This is a genomic window from Nocardia sp. NPDC002869 (assembly GCF_046764065.1).
GTDB lineage: Bacteria > Actinomycetota > Actinomycetes > Mycobacteriales > Mycobacteriaceae > Nocardia > Nocardia rhamnosiphila.
This window is the reverse complement of the sequence record NZ_JBKOOL010000152.1, coordinates 1-14,244: the sequence shown is the minus strand read 5'-3', so window position 1 is coordinate 14,244 and position 14,244 is coordinate 1. Positions and strand designations below refer to the sequence as shown.

Here is a 14,244-nt window from a genome sequence, read left to right as displayed (position 1 = left end):
CGCCCCTCCCCCGCTTCCGGATTCCCGTTCGGCTCGACTGAGGGAAGTGGCCACGCGCGGTGGCCACAGGGAGGTTCTGGAGCGCTGGGCGCGGGGCCGACAGCAAATGGGAGCCGTGCTTTATGGCCACGCTGTGTCGCCCAGACCGTAACGGGCTCGCCCTCAACTTGCTGCCGCCGGCACCCTCCACGCCTTTCTGGAACGCGAGCGGGCCCGCGGGGCCGCGTAGTTGATTCGCCGGCGCGCCTCATGGGCACTGATCCGCAGCAGATCGGTCAATAGCTCCACGGTGTCCCGATAGCCGGTGTCCGCGGCGAGGCCACGACGTTCGGCCTCGGCGACGGCCGCGTGCATGGCAGCATCCAGGCGCTTCCGTCGGCGTTCGGTTTCGACGAGTGCGCGCAGCAAGTCGACATCGGCCAGGTTCGGCCATCCTGGTGTTCGGGCAGTCGGCGCCGGCGTGGTCGAATTCATGGTCACCGGAGCAGCCTACCTCAGTTTAGAACATATGTTCGATAACCGGGCGCGCTCGACTTCACGAGGGGTGTCCAGGCAACTCGATTCTCGCGTTCCGAGGCGTCCAATCCCTACACGCGCCGCGACGAGAGTCGGCCGCCCCGGCGCTGTGCACATTCTCCGCGACGTCCGCTGTGCCGCCCTGGAGACAGATGGCTTGGAGGGCACCTCGTATGGGGAATTTCTTGTAGCAAATGAGCGTCGCAGCGAGGTCGAAGCGGCCGCGCACAGATGCTGCGTAACGGATGGTCGGACGTCGGTAGCTGCTACCAGCGCGGCGTCGCGCGCGGTGAGTGTCAGCGCGTAGCTCTGCCGGGCGAGCAGTGTCGCGATGCCCAGGCCGATACCGCGGGTCCGCGCCGTCGATGAGCGTGGTTTCGTTGTGTTGCGGTCATTTCGGCCTTCTTTCAGCGCCCGCAGTCCGGCCGCCATGAATTCCGGGGTGGCTTCGGCAGCGCGCCCGGCGGCAGAACCGGCATCGGAACCCTGCCGTGCCCGGTGGGTGATACCTTCGCCGATCACGTCTTACCGGGCTGTACATTGCGATCTCCCCGTGGGTCGTCGGGTTCAACGGCTTGACGACCTTGACGGTCAACAACCTCGTCTGCGGTATCGCCCTGGCGATGCCGGCCTTCGGGTTCGCCTCGGTGTACGGCCGCACTCACGGCATCGTCTGGGCTGCTCCGCTGATCGGCCTGTGGATGATCCTCGCCCCGTGGGTCGTCAGCGGGAACGTCGATACCACATCGACGATCTGGAACAACGTCGTCACAGGCGTGCTCGCGCTGCTGCTCGGGCTGGGGTCGATGTTCCTCGGGATGAGCCGGACCGGACGACTCACCGGCGAGACACCTCCCGCACGCGCGACTCGAACCCACCGGCCCTCCGCAGTCACACCGGAACCACCCATCCAGGGATGAGCTCGTGTCCGCCCCGGGCGCGATGACGGGCGGGGGGTTGTTTACAGGCTGTCGGTTCGGTGGCCATCCTGGAAGGGTGGAGATCCCGATGGGTGCTCACGCTCCGGTGTTCGACAGCGCCGACCTCGACGAGGTGCGGGCGTTCCTCGACGACGCCTATCCGGGTGTGCGGTTCGGCCGAGGTGGGGCGGGACTGCCGATGGCGCGGGTCCGGCGCGATGTGCTCGGTTCGACGCGGGTGGACCGGCTGGAGTTGAGATTCGACCTGCCCTTCACCGCCGACCGGTCGGGCGAGTTGTGTGTGGCCGGTGTGCGCCGCGGCGCGATCGACCTCAGCGGCGGTACGGCCGGAGCCGATTCCCTGGCTGCTGGAAGCAGTGGACTGCTGACTGCAGTGGACCATTCGTATGCGGGGGTAATGCGCGCCGGCTGTTATGACGTAGTGGTGCTCGACGCCGGGGCGCTGGACCGGCTGGCCGGCACCGAGGACGGGACACCGGTGCGGGTGACCGGTGCCCGGCCGGTGACCCCGGCGGCGGGTCACCACCTGAGCGCGGTCATCACTCACCTGCGTGACCTCGCTGCCGATCCCTCCATGGTGTGTACGCCGTTGGTGGCCGCGACCGCTACGGACTACCTGGCCGCGACGGTGCTGAAGACCCTGCCCACCACGGCCTCGCCGGTGCCCGGGGCGGCCGATCGCGACGCGCACCCCCGCACGGTGCGTCGTGCCATGGCCTATCTGGAATCGCACCTGCACGACCGTGTCACCCTCGCCGCGGTCGCCGCAGCGGCCTACGTGACCCCGCGAGCTCTGCAGATGGCCTTCCGTGCCCACCTCGACACCACCCCGCTGGAATACCTGCGTCGGCGGCGGCTGGCCGGCGCCCACGAACAGCTGACGGCCGCGGTCCCCGGCGACGGACAGACCGTCACCTCCATCGCCCGCCGCTGGGGTTTCACCCACCCGGGACGTTTCGCCGCCGCCTACCGCCGCCACTACCACCGCAGCCCGGCACAGGATCTGCGCGCCTGAACCGTGGGCAGTCCGGTCGGGTTGCGGCGACGCCGAGGGTGACGCTGATGAATGCGCAGTGGCGCTCGGCAGACCGGGTGTCTCGCCGTCCTTCCGCGGCTCTGCGAGATCTGAGGACCGATCTGCTTCACAGCAGCCGCTGACAGAATGTGTCGTGTGAGCCGGTTCCGACTCTTGAGTTGAGTCGGTCAGTCCTGCTCGAACAAGTGGTCGTAGCCGATTGCGAAGGTGTAGTCGCAGGGATCGACTACCACCTGGAGCCGGTCACCGATCCGCGGAAGCGGGAGCACGGCCGGTACCTCGCAGTCCGCCGTGAACGTATCGAAACCCGGCCCACTGATACGGACCCGGAGTTCGGCAACATCCGGATTCTCGGCGCCCTTGCGTATCCGGACCGCGATGATCTCCGCCGTGGAAATAACCCCGACGGCCCGGAACCACTTCGCGTTGCGTCGCTGCCCGTAGGTGGTCACCGCAATGGCGACGCCGAGCGGGAAAGTGATGATCGCCGGGCACAACCCATTCCACAGTGAATCACTGGTCAACCCGAGCACAGGCCCCGACAACATCAGACCGGTCGCGATCGAATAGGTGATCACCTGGGCAACGGGTCCGATGAGTTCGACTTGCCTCGGCTCTCTGTCGCTACCGGACACTTCAACATCATAGTGACGGAAACGCGCCAGATGGAGGATTCCGCCCCGCACCGGTCGCCCGAGTTCGCGATCAGCATGATGCCGGCCGCCGGAATGGTCCCCAGGTGCTCAGGGTCGCGGTCAAGGCGTTGAGCAAGCGAACGAGGTCCTGCTCCAACCGGATCGTGGGTTACTCGATCGATTCACGGATGAAGGCCCGCCTCGCGGTCGATGCCCTGTCCTCCGCCGCGGCCAGGCGCAGCGCAGCCGGCGACCAGGTCGCCGGCTGCGTCGTCCACAGCGGCCGTGGTCGAGTTATGAACCGGCGGACGACGAGGCACTCCGGCGAGTACGCGGACAAGGCGGTCACGAACGCTCTGCCGCGTGCCGCCCGGCGATCCGCCCCGGCCATGGACCGCGCCGGCCTGAAAATGGATACACCCGGCCTGCTGATCTCCGAACCACGCGATGTCGCCGCACAGGGGCTGGCGAATCTCGCCAACGGCCCCGTGGTGGTGGTGAAGCAGTTCGAGCCGGCTGCCGACCTCGGTGGTGAACGCATGCGCGAGCACCCTGATCAATATCGTCAGAATATGACATTACGGCAGAAGCTGCCCACTGTCGGTCGGAAGACGACGGCGTTCCCGGGCAGCGGAATACTGCGCGGTGAACCGGTCCGGTGCCTGCTTTCATGCCACCGTACCGCCGGTGTCGGATCGTGATGCAGCGAGATCGGTGCGAGGCCGAGAGGCCGAGAGGCGATGCGAACGAGAGGTTGACGGATGAACCACGAGGAGTCACTCGCCGGACTGGCGGCGCGGGTCCAGCGGCTGGAGGACGAACTGGCCATCATCAGGAAGTTGACGGCCTACGGGCCGCTGGTTGATGCGGGGGAGGCCGAGGCAGTGGCGGCGCTGTGGACCGAGGACGGGGAATACGATGTCGAGGGGTGGCGGATGGTCGGCCGCGCCGACCTTCGGGCGATGGTCCGGTCCGAGGCACACCAGGACATCATCACCGGCGGCAGCACTCACTTCTTCGGTCCAGCCCATATCGAGCGTATCGACGGCGACGACGCCACCGCGGTATGCGAATCGATCCTGGTCCGCAACGAGGACGGCAAATTCTATATCTGGCGCGCCGGCGCACATCGGATCGAGTTGCGCCGGACCGGCGACGGCTGGTGCGTCACCCGTCGGGTCACCCGGCCGCTGGACGGTAGTGCCGAAGGGCGGCAGCTCTTGACCGGGATGCCGGCCGCGCCCACCGTCCCCGATCGGCATGAGCGGTGACAGCTTTGCGAATCGGCATCAACACTCCCGTGGTGACCCGTTTCCCCGGCGCCCACCGACCGTGGGAGCGTGCGGCGGGCATCGGCGAACTCGCCCGGATCGCGGTCGCCGCGGACCGTGCGGGATTCGACCATCTCACATGTAGCGAACATGTGGCCGTTCCGGCCTCGGTGGCCGAGGCGCGTGGTGGGACCTACTGGGACCCACTGGCCACCCTGGGTTTCCTGGCGGCGCGCACCGAGCGGATACGGCTGGCCACCCAGGTACTGGTGCTCGGCTACCACCACCCCCTGGAGATTGCGAAACGGTACGGCACCCTGGATGCCGTCAGCGGTGGCCGGTTGGTCCTCGGGTTGGGAGTCGGCTCGCTCCGTGAGGAATTCGAGCTGCTCGGCGCCCCGTTCACCGACCGGGGCGCCCGCGCCGACGATGCCCTGCGCGCGCTGCGCGCCGCCCTGTCCGATCGCACACCGCGGTATCACGGCACTTACTACGAGTTCTCGGACATGATCGTCGACCCACACGCGGTGCAGCCGCGGGTCCCGTTGTGGATCGGCGGTCGCACGCCGCGCTCGCTGCGCCGGGCCTGCGATCTGGCGGACGGCTGGGTTCCGTTCGGATTGGACCTCGACGAGCTGGGCACGCTGCTCGGCCGGCATTCACTGACCTCGGGATTCGATGTTGTCCTGTCCGCGGGAAACATGGATCCGCTCGGCGATGCCGACGGGACGCGGAAAACCCTCGAGCGGCTGGTACGGGCAGGCGCGACAATCATCGGTGCCGGAATCGAGGCGACCTCGGCCGATCACTACTGCGAGCAGCTCGGTGCCCTTGCCGAGATCCGTACTCGGGAATTCGCCGACTCCGAAGGCGACTGACGGCGGTTCCGTTCCGGCGGCCCGGGTTGTTCGTCTTCCGGACGCGGCTGTCGCGCCGCGCCCGGCCTGGGTAATAGCCTGTACCCGAGCGTTGTCCGCTGTCCATGGCCAATCAATACCTCGATACGCGGAGCCGCGCGGTCCCATGGCGGTCGCCGGAACGGGCCGCGGTGCCCGCTGCCCCACGGGCGCGAACACTCTTCCATCGGGCGAACTCGGTGATCTCTTTCTACGTGCGGGTGCCAGGCGGCTGGGATATCGAATACGGTACCGGCGGCGAGCTTGTCGACGAGGCGTACTACACGGCCGAGGAGATCACCGCCGACAGCTACTGGGTCACGAATGGATGTGGGCCCGGGAGATGAAGGAATCGCAGCGGGACGCGGCAGCCCGGGAATCCGGCGGGCAAGAACCGCGACGAGCCTGAGCGCAGTGGCAATACCCCGCACCGCGCAGTGCGGGACAGCGCACACGTATCCCAGGTGCGGTTGTGCAGAGCGAGCTCAACAGTCGGACGAACGACTCGGCCGCCAGGTCTTCACGCCGATAACGGCCGTACAACTCGAACCGAAGGACCGCTGGGTGGGAACAGGCGCTGGATCCGCGCCGCGGGGCCCTTAATTTGGCTTCGAACACAGGTACCTCGACGAGGGAAGTGAATGTGGTGACAACCCAGGACAGCGATTTCGATGCCGTCGTCGTCGGTGCCGGGATCTCCGGCCTGTACGCGGTGTACAAGTTCCGTCAACGCGGTATGCGCGTACACGGCTTCGAATCCGCCGAGGGAGTGGGCGGCACCTGGTATCACAATCGGTACCCGGGGGCACGGTGCGATGTCGAGAGCATCGACTATTCCTACTCGTTCGACGAGGAATTGCAGCAGGAATGGACCTGGACCGAACGGTTCGCCACCCAAGAGGAGGTTCTTCGCTACCTCGAGCACGTCGCCGACCGCCACGATCTGCGGTCGGCCTACGATTTCCTGACCCGGGTGATCTCGGCCGTATACGACGAAGAGGCCGGCCGGTGGACCGTGACCACCGATACCGGGAAGACCGTCACCGCCAGGTTCTGCATTCTGGCAACGGGCGTACTCTCGGCCACCAACAAACCGGACATCCCAGGCCGCGATATGTTTATAGGCGAGACCTACCACACCGGTGAATGGCCGCACGAGCCCGTCGATTTCACCGGAAAACGAGTGGGTGTGATCGGCACGGGATCCTCCGGTATCCAAGCCATTCCGATCATTGCCGAAGACGCCGCTCAGGTCTTCGTATTCCAGCGCAGCCCCAATTATTCGATTCCCGCGGGCAATCGACGATTGACCGAAGACTTCGTCGCCCAGGTGAAGGCCGATTATGCCGAGCGGCGCAGGTTGTCCCGGCTCAGCGGCGGGGGCACGCCGAACAGTCCGCACCCCAAAGGCGCCCTGGAGGTCGACGAGGCCGAGCGCACCCGGGTGTACGACGAATGGTGGCGGCGCGGAGGATATCTTTTCACCAAAGCGTTCCCGGACCAGATGGTGAGCAAGGCGGCCAACGATACCGCGCGGGAATACGTCGAAGCGAAGATCCGGGAAATGGTGGACGACCCTGAGGTCGCCGATCAACTGATTCCGACCGATCACCCCATCGGCACCAAGCGGATCGTCACCGATACGGGCTACTTCCAGACCTACAACCGCGACAACGTCACGCTGGTCAACCTGCGGCGTACGCCGATCACCCGGATCACCGAGTCCGGTGTGCGGACCGGCGATGCGTCCTACGATCTGGACATCCTCGTCTTCGCCACAGGTTTCGACGCGATGACCGGTTCGCTGTCGCGGATCGATATCCGGGGCCGGGACGGCCGGGAACTGACGGCCGAATGGTCGGCGGGGCCACGTACCTATCTCGGGCTGGCCGTCGACGGATTCCCGAATATGTTCATTCTGGCGGGCCCCGGCAGCCCCAGCGTGCTCGCGAACATGGTGCTGATGGCCGAGCAGCACGTGGATTGGATCGCGGGCTGTATGGATCACCTGGACTCCCATGACATCGCCACGATCGAGGCGACCCGGGAAGCGGCCGACGAATGGGTGACCGAATGCAATGCCAAGGCCGCGGGGACGCTGTTCCCGAGCGCCAATTCCTGGTATATGGGCGCGAATATCCCCGGCAAACCACGCGTATTCATGCCCTATATCGGCGGCTTCGGAAGCTACAACAGTATCTGCGCGGAAGTGGCGGCGGCCGGATACAAGGGTTTCGCGCTCGACGGCCGGGCCGCGGCACCGGGCACCTGAACGGACTGCCCGAATGTCACGGCGCGAGCGCGCCTTCCGTACGACGAAGAGTGAGGACGTGGTCGAGATGGGCGGACAACGAAGGTCCGACCTGCATCCGGATGTCGAGGCGATGCTGGCGGCGCTGGAATCGTTTCCGGATGTCACCCAGCACACGGCGGCGGAGCTACGCGAGATCATCGCGTCGCGTCGTGCACCGTTGACGCGCGAACCGCAGCTGCGGATCGCGCAGGACCGATCGATCGACGGTCCGGGCGGGGAACTGGCCGTTCGCGTCTACGTACCGCACGGTGAGGGCCCGGCGCGTCCGGTGGTGGTATTCGCGCACGGCGGTGGGTTCGTCTTCTGCGATCTCGACAGTCACGACGAGTTCTGCCGGTCGATGGCCCAGGCAGTCGACGTCGTGGTCGTCTCGGTCGACTACCGGCGCGCGCCCGAGCATCCCGGACCGGCGGCGTTGGAGGATATGTACGCCGCGGTGTGCTGGACCGCCGACCACGCCGCGGAGTTCGGCGCAGACCCGGAACGGCTGATGGTCGCCGGCGACAGCGCCGGAGGAAATCTCGCGGCGACGGTGAGCCTGGCCGCCCGGGATCGGGGTGGCCCGGCGATCGCGGCGCAGGTTCTGCTCTACCCGGTGATCGACGACGATTTCACCACCGAGTCGTATCGGCTCTACGGAGAGCACTACTACAACACCACGAAGGCCATGCGCTGGTACTGGCAGCAGTACGCCCCGCACGGAACCGACAGCCCGTATCTGGTCCCGACCCGCGCCGAATCACTGGCCGGGCTGCCCCGGGCGATCGTCGCCACCGCCGAACTCGATCCGCCCTGCTCGGCCGGTGACGATTACGCCCGGCGGCTGGCGGCGGCCGGGGTTCCGGTCGTCACACACCGTTTCGACGGGCTTTTCCACGGTTTCCTGACCTTCCCGTCGCTGTCGCTCACCGGACCCGCCCGCGAAAAGCTGTGGCAGATGATGCGGGACGTCCTGGCGGCGACCGCGGGCTCCGAAGCTCCGGCGGCGGCCGAAGCGAGTGCGGCAGGGTGAGGGCCGCCCGACGGCACACACCGCAGTGGAACCGGACCCAGCGAGCACGGAGAGGAATATGACGCAGCGATTGGCGGGCCGGACCGCTCTGGTGACGGGAAGCAGCCGGGGAATAGGCCGCGCGATCGCCCAGCGGCTGTCAGCCGAAGGCGCGACCGTCGTTGTCACCGCCCGGTCGGCGGCGACCCCGACTCCGTCCATCCGCGACGGCGCGACCCATTGGTTGTCCGGTTCGCTGGGCGAGACCGTGGCGGCCATCGAGAACGCCGGTGGGAAGGCGATCGCGGTCCCCGCCGACCTCGAGGATGCCGAGCAGCGCGCCGGGTTGGTCGACAGAGCCGTCGAAGCCGTCGGTGCTCTCGACATTCTTGTCAACAATGCGGGTTTCGCCGATTACAGCTCGATCGCCGAGATGAGCGACACCACCTTCGATCGCACGATCGAGCACTATCTGAAAGTTCCGTTCGTTCTCAGTCGGGCCGCGATCCCATACATGCGTGAACGCGGTAGTGGCTGGATCGTCAATATCGGGTCCTCGACCGGGCTCGACCCCCTCCGGCCCTTCCGTGAGTACAACAAGACCTCCGGCGATGTCGTCTACGCCTCCGCCAAGGCCGGTCTGCACCGGTTCACCCAGGGACTGGCCGCCGAATTGCTCGACGACGGTATCGCCGTCAACTCGGTGGGACCCTCGACGGCCATCATGACGCCGGGAGCGGCGGCGCTGCTCCCGGACGGCTACGACACCGAACCGGTCGAGTACCTCGCGCAGACGGTCCTGGAGATGTCGACGGCGCCGGCGACCGAGCGCACCGGTCTGGTGGCTTTCAGTCTGCACTATCCGTACGTGACGAACACGCCCGTCATGTCCCTCGACGGGCGCACCGAACTGCCGCGACGCGAGCCGCCGGCCTGGGCGAACCCGAACATCCGGCCGGAGGGGATCTGATGACCCTCACCGCGAGGCAACGGTTCGCGCGGGGGACCGCGGTGGTCACCGGTGCCGCCGCGGGGATCGGTAGGGGGCTCGCCCAGCGGCTCGGCGAGTTCGGGATGCTCGTTGTCGTCGCCGATATCGACAGCGCGCGCGGCCGAGGTCGCGGGCGGGATCGTCGAGGCCGGGGGCCGTGCCGAGGGGTTCGGGGTCGACGTCGCCGACGCCGCCCAGGTCGAGGTGCTGGCCGCGACCGCCTTCGAGCGTCACGGCAGTGTGGAACTACTGATCAACGATGCGGGCATCGAATCGGCCGGTCTGCTCTGGGAGATCGACCCGCAGCGGTGGCAACGGGTGATGCAGATCAACGTCGATGGCGTCTTCCATTGCGTGAAATCGTTCGTGTCGCGGATAGGTGCTGCATCGCAGCATCGATCGCGCGGTCCGCGAACACGAACTACTCGAATCGAGAATCGAGCTGCCGAGCGGCGACGCGATACCGCGACTCCACTGACGGTACCGGCGCGGCCCGGGAGACGATGTGCCGCTCACCGGGAACCTACCCGGGCGGGTAGCCGCGCCGGTGGCAGGCTCGGTACTCATGAGTACCCCAGTCGATACCCGAACGACCCCTGAATTGCGTGAACTGCCGACGGAGCGCGGCACCCTGCGGTACCGCGAGGCCGGGGACGGGCCGCCCCTGCTCCTACTGCACGGGTCCGGGCCGGGCGTCACCGGGTGGCGCAACTTCGGCGGCAACTTCGCCACCTTCGCCGAGCACTATCGGACGCTGGTCCTGGAACTGCCCGGATTCGGTGTCAGCGACGATTTCGGTGCGGTGCACCCGATGATGTCTGCCCAGCGGGCCGTTGTCGCGTTTCTCGACGGGCTCGGGCTCGACCGGGTTCGCATCATCGGTAACTCGATGGGCGGTTTCGTGGCCACCGATTTCGCGCTCGCCGCTCCGGAACGGGTCGAGCGACTCGTCACCATCGGGGGCATCGGTACGCCGGTGCTCAGCCCGCAGCCGGGGGAGGGGATCATCCGGCTCAGCGAGTTCGTCGACAATCCCACTCGGGAATCGCTGGTGGCGTGGCTGCGCTCGATGGTGTTCGACCAGGCGCTGGTCACCGAGGAACTGATCGAACAGCGCTGGCAACAGGCCACCGATCCCGAGACACTGGAGAACTCGCGCCGCATGTACAGCAGCGCGGCGCTGGCGCGGATGGCCGCGGCCGCGCGCAGTGCGGACACCACACCGACCTGGGCCAAACTGGGCGGGCTCGCGGTGCCGACCCTTGTCACCTGGGGACGCGACGACCGGGTCAGCCCCGTCGATATGGCGTTGCTTCCGATGCGCACCCTCCGGAACGGAGAGGTGCACATCTTCCCCAACTGCGGTCACTGGGTGATGATCGAGCAGAAGGAAGCCTGGGAAGCTGTGGTTCTAGCCTTCCTCCGCCGCTGACCCGGACTCCGGCCCCGGATCGATCACCGGCGCCGGAATCGCGCAGAAGCTGTGGCAGATACGGTCTTTCACGATCTGCTGCGGGCATTCCGGATCGAACCACTGGTCGACCAGCGCCCAGTGCACAGGATGGTTCATATAGGGCCCGAGCAAGCCGTCGAGATCGGTGAACTCCTGCTCCCAGACATGGGTCCACTGCGCGGTACCCGCAGCGTGATCGACGCGGCTGAGTTGCCATGCCCGGATCGCCGGGATGTGCCGAGGCATCTGGAGCGTGGCATGCTCGAACCGCGCGATCTCCGCGGGCGAAGCCGCATCATCCACCCGCAGGAGCAGGGTCCGGTAGACCGTGGTCGGCCCCGAGGAGCGGCGGCGACCGGACCGGCCGTCGCCGGTGTACTCGACGGAGTCGATATGTTCGATCGCGGGCGCGGCCATGGCCACGTCGACGGTATCGCGGTGGGACAGCCAGTCGGATTTCGACGCGAACCGGAAATGCGCGAGAAGGTCGCCACCGTTGCGGACGCCCGGAAGGGTCCGGGCGACCAGGGGCTGCCGGACGCCCGCCGCTTCGGCGGCCGCAGTGATGCGTTTGACGGTCATATCCGTGGTCATCTCGTCGGCGGGGTCACCGAGGCGCAACAGACATGTCACCCTATACATCGCACAGTCCTTCCACATCCTCGGCATGACCCGCCATGGACCGCGTTCGTTCGACGATCATCGGCGCCATCGATTCCCACCACCGGGCGGGTTCGGGATCGTGCCGGGCGCTGACGGCCGCTGCCCACCATGACTTGGGGCCCGGCACCGTCCATGTGGCGGTCACGGTGTTCGTCTCACCGTCGATCCAGGCCGGCGGGCTCACCAGAATCCGATCGAGTGTCAGCCCCCGTTCCCGTGCCTGTGGTGCGTAGGCACTGAGATACGCCTCGATAAAGGTACGTGCGCTGCCGGGTCTGAGTACGATCCGATCGATGATGTAGATGGTTCGGTCGTCCATCATCCGAACGTAGGCGCTACCGTCCGGGGCGGTATCGGCGTCTCCCGGTGGCCGGGAACGGCAACGGTATTTTGCGGCGGAGATAGAACTGGTACGGCGGTGCCTGCCCGGATTCCGTAGCACCGGGCCCGGTACGCCGTGCGCTGCGGGCATCGTGCGGTCGGGCAGCCGTGCAGTTACCCGACCGGCCACGACGGGACCAACAGCCGGGTGGTACTGGGAGGGGTGAGCGACGCCTCCCGTTCAATGGAAACGTGGCGCGGAACGCCAGTTCTTACGGCCTACCTTTACGTCCACTTGGTGCGCTGATCGGAAGTGGAGTCCGGAACAGATGGTGAAGAAAATGCCCCCGCTCGTACCTGCCCACGACACGATCGTCGATCTTCTCGTCATCGGTTCCGGCACAGGTATGGCTGCTGCGCTCGCTGCTCACGAGCTGGGATTGTCGGTGGTGATCGCCGAGAAGACCGCGTATGTCGGCGGCTCGACCGCGCGTTCGGGCGGTGCGTTCTGGATTCCCGGGAGCTCGATTCTGCCGGAGTCGCATGAGGAGGCAGTGGCGGAAGCCGAAACCTACCTCCGGGCCGTGGTCGGAGATTCGGCCCCGTCCGCGCGTGGCACGGCATTCCTGACCGAGGGCGCGGAGACCGTCGCGATGTTGGAGCGGACGACTCCCCTGCGATTCTTCTGGGCCGAGGGCTACTCCGACTACCACCCCGAGGCGCCCGGCGGCCGTGCCGAGGGCCGCACCTGCGAATGCCGCCCGTTCGATGCTTCGGTCCTGGGGGCCCAGCGGCCGAGACTGCGGCCGGGCGTGATGGAGGCTCCGGTACCGATGCCGGTGACAGGGGCGGACTACAAGTGGATGAACCTGGTGGCACGCAAGCCGCTGAAAGCCCTGCCGCGGATCGTGCGACGCGCGGCGCTCGGGATCGGTGGAATGCTCATCGGACGGGAGTACCTGGCCGGCGGTCAGGCACTCGCGGCGGGATTGTTCGCGGGTGTGCTGCGCGCGGGTATCCCGGTGTGGACCGAGACGAGTCTGGTGCGGCTGGTACACGATGCGGACCGGGTGTCGGGCGCCGTGCTGCGCCAGGGCGACCGTGAGGTCACCGTGCGGGCCCGCCGCGGCGTGGTGCTCGCGGCCGGCGGCTTCGACCACGATATCGCCGCCCGGCACAAGTACCAGTCCCCGGCGCTCGTCCCGCACGCCAGCCTCGGATCGGAGGGGAATACCGGCGACGCCATCGAAGCGGCCAAGGAACTCGGTGCCGGCACCGTGTCCATGGATCAGGCCTGGTGGTTTCCCGCCTTCGCGCCGCTGCCCGAGGCCGCACCGGCGGTGATGCTCGCCGAACGTTCCCTTCCTGGCTCGTTCATCATCGACCAGACGGGCCGCCGGTTCATCAACGAGTCGATCGACTATATGACTTTCGGCCAGGAGGTTCTGGCCCGGGAACGGGCGGGCGAACCGATCACCGAGATGTGGCTCGTGTTCGACCAGCGTTACCGGAACAGCTACATTCTCGCCGGCAGCTACTTCCCCCGGCAGCCGATACCCGAAGCCTGGTACGACGCGGGTATCGCGCACCGCGCCGACGATCCCGCCGCGCTGGCGCAGGCCATCGGCGTGCCGGTGGATACGTTCACCGGCACGTTCGCCCGCTTCAACGACTACGCCGAACGCGGAGTGGATCCGGAATTCGAGCGCGGCGCAAGTGCTTACGACCGCTACTACGGCGATCCCACGGTGGCTCCGAATCCGAACCTGGCCGCCTTGGACAAGGCGCCGTACTACGCGGTGAAGATGATCCTCAGCGACCTCGGCACCTGCGGCGGGGTCGTCGCCGACGAGCACGCCCGGGTGCTGCGGGAGGACGGAAGCCTCATCGAGGGTTTATATGCCATCGGCAATACGGCAGGCAATGCGTTCGGTGCGACCTACCCCGGCGCCGGCGCCACCATCGGGCAGGGCCTGGTCTACGGCTGTATCGCCGCCCGGCACGCCGCGGCATATGATGCGGCCGAGGCCGGGGCTCCGGTGTCCAGCGAGTAGCGCCGCGGCCGGCGCGCAGCCGGCGCCCGTCCCGACAACGGCGCTGACCTTCGAGGCCGGTCGGGACGCCACCGAAGCGCTGTTCGCGCGCATCGCCGTCGTCCGACGGCACTGTTCTGTGGTTCTGGTGCGAGGTGACCCTGTCCACCGAGGCAATCCTCG

15 protein-coding genes and 1 pseudogene are annotated in these 14,244 nt (G+C 67.2%); 12 read left to right on the top strand and 4 right to left on the bottom strand.

The genetic code is table 11. The features are described from left to right. Positions 1 to 162: 162 nt before the first annotated feature. Positions 163 to 474, bottom strand: coding sequence for a DUF222 domain-containing protein (locus tag ACLML9_RS23025; RefSeq protein WP_411947476.1), 312 nt, complete (start codon positions 472 to 474; stop codon positions 163 to 165). A 575-nt stretch (positions 475 to 1,049) separates the two neighbouring features. Here ACLML9_RS23025 and ACLML9_RS23020 point away from each other — a divergent pair. After that, on the top strand, positions 1,050 to 1,436 hold the full coding sequence (locus tag ACLML9_RS23020; RefSeq protein WP_411947475.1) for an SPW repeat protein: 387 nt from the start codon (positions 1,050 to 1,052) through the stop codon (positions 1,434 to 1,436). A gap of 88 nt (positions 1,437 to 1,524) precedes the next feature. Then, positions 1,525 to 2,472: a helix-turn-helix domain-containing protein gene (locus ACLML9_RS23015; protein ID WP_411947471.1), complete on the top strand. Its 948-nt coding sequence runs from the start codon at positions 1,525 to 1,527 to the stop codon at positions 2,470 to 2,472. Positions 2,473 to 2,660: 188 nt separating this feature from the next. On the opposite strand, the gene ACLML9_RS23010 is transcribed toward ACLML9_RS23015, so the two are convergent. Then, positions 2,661 to 3,128 carry a hypothetical protein gene (locus ACLML9_RS23010; protein WP_411947470.1) on the bottom strand — a complete coding sequence of 156 codons (468 nt, stop codon included), beginning with the start codon at positions 3,126 to 3,128 and terminating at the stop codon, positions 2,661 to 2,663. A 389-nt stretch (positions 3,129 to 3,517) separates the two neighbouring features. Here ACLML9_RS23010 and ACLML9_RS23005 point away from each other — a divergent pair, with 389 nt between their 5' ends. The 9 genes and pseudogenes from ACLML9_RS23005 (at position 3,518) to ACLML9_RS22965 (ending at position 11,023) form a co-directional block, all read left to right on the top strand. Further along, positions 3,518 to 3,829, top strand: a complete 312-nt coding sequence (locus tag ACLML9_RS23005; RefSeq protein ID WP_411947469.1) for a hypothetical protein — start codon at positions 3,518 to 3,520, stop codon at positions 3,827 to 3,829. A 60-nt stretch (positions 3,830 to 3,889) separates the two neighbouring features. Next, a complete protein-coding gene (locus ACLML9_RS23000) occupies positions 3,890 to 4,399 on the top strand; it encodes a nuclear transport factor 2 family protein (RefSeq protein ID WP_411947468.1) in 510 nt (169 codons plus the stop codon). A 5-nt stretch (positions 4,400 to 4,404) separates the two neighbouring features. Beyond that, a complete protein-coding gene (locus ACLML9_RS22995) occupies positions 4,405 to 5,277 on the top strand; it encodes an LLM class F420-dependent oxidoreductase (protein ID WP_411947474.1) in 873 nt (290 codons plus the stop codon). 221 nt (positions 5,278 to 5,498) lie between these two features. Further along, positions 5,499 to 5,704 (top strand): annotated as a pseudogene (locus tag ACLML9_RS22990) (2,3-dihydroxybiphenyl 1,2-dioxygenase); the annotation flags it as partial. 237 nt (positions 5,705 to 5,941) lie between these two features. Further along, complete coding sequence (locus ACLML9_RS22985; RefSeq protein ID WP_411947473.1) at positions 5,942 to 7,567, top strand: flavin-containing monooxygenase; 1,626 nt, start codon at positions 5,942 to 5,944, stop codon at positions 7,565 to 7,567. 67 nt (positions 7,568 to 7,634) lie between these two features. After that, complete coding sequence (locus ACLML9_RS22980; protein WP_411947472.1) at positions 7,635 to 8,621, top strand: alpha/beta hydrolase; 987 nt, start codon at positions 7,635 to 7,637, stop codon at positions 8,619 to 8,621. Between the two features lie 58 nt (positions 8,622 to 8,679). After that, a complete protein-coding gene (locus tag ACLML9_RS22975) occupies positions 8,680 to 9,570 on the top strand; it encodes an SDR family NAD(P)-dependent oxidoreductase (RefSeq protein ID WP_411947467.1) in 891 nt (296 codons plus the stop codon). 111 nt (positions 9,571 to 9,681) lie between these two features. After that, complete coding sequence (locus ACLML9_RS22970) at positions 9,682 to 10,191, top strand: SDR family NAD(P)-dependent oxidoreductase (protein WP_411947466.1); 510 nt, start codon at positions 9,682 to 9,684, stop codon at positions 10,189 to 10,191. Continuing rightward, a complete protein-coding gene (locus ACLML9_RS22965; protein WP_411947465.1) occupies positions 10,157 to 11,023 on the top strand; it encodes an alpha/beta fold hydrolase in 867 nt (288 codons plus the stop codon). The genes ACLML9_RS22970 and ACLML9_RS22965 overlap by 35 nt, the downstream gene beginning before the upstream one ends. Here the strand turns inward: ACLML9_RS22965 and ACLML9_RS22960 are convergent. Then, positions 11,003 to 11,686: a Dabb family protein gene (locus tag ACLML9_RS22960; protein ID WP_411947464.1), complete on the bottom strand. Its 684-nt coding sequence runs from the start codon at positions 11,684 to 11,686 to the stop codon at positions 11,003 to 11,005. The two genes, ACLML9_RS22965 and ACLML9_RS22960, sit on opposite strands and share 21 nt — an antisense overlap. Then, complete coding sequence (locus ACLML9_RS22955; protein ID WP_411947463.1) at positions 11,679 to 12,026, bottom strand: hypothetical protein; 348 nt, start codon at positions 12,024 to 12,026, stop codon at positions 11,679 to 11,681. The genes ACLML9_RS22960 and ACLML9_RS22955 overlap by 8 nt, the downstream gene beginning before the upstream one ends. A 331-nt stretch (positions 12,027 to 12,357) precedes the next feature. Here ACLML9_RS22955 and ACLML9_RS22950 point away from each other — a divergent pair, with 331 nt between their 5' ends. Then, positions 12,358 to 14,082 (top strand): 3-ketosteroid-delta-1-dehydrogenase, encoded by a 1,725-nt coding sequence (locus ACLML9_RS22950; RefSeq protein ID WP_411947462.1) that lies wholly within the window; start codon positions 12,358 to 12,360, stop codon positions 14,080 to 14,082. The last annotated feature ends 162 nt before the right edge of the window (positions 14,083 to 14,244 follow it).